General features: G+C 58.0%; 1 pseudogene. It reads right to left on the reverse strand.

The features are described from left to right. Positions 1-23: 23 nt before the first annotated feature. Positions 24-257 (reverse strand): annotated as a pseudogene (locus SB764_RS42250) (xanthine dehydrogenase family protein molybdopterin-binding subunit); the annotation flags it as partial.

Here is a 257-nt window from a genome sequence, read left to right on the forward strand (position 1 = left end):
CCTGCGGTGTATCGAGACGAACATCATGCCCAGCTCAGATCATGGATTCGGAACGGCATCGATCTCAATCGTTTGCCGGTGGCGGAGAATATCGCGTTGCCGAGCGCCGCGGCCACCGGACCCATCGGAGATTCCCCGACCCAGGCCATACGCGAATGGCCGGATACACCGCCGAAATGCACGCTGATGCGCTTCGGCGCGTCGCCTATTCTCATCATCGGGTAGTTGTGGAAATTGCTTTCGACGATTTTTCCGTT

The sequence above is a fragment of the Paraburkholderia sp. SIMBA_027 genome (assembly GCF_046535315.1).
Lineage (GTDB): Bacteria > Pseudomonadota > Gammaproteobacteria > Burkholderiales > Burkholderiaceae > Paraburkholderia > Paraburkholderia tropica.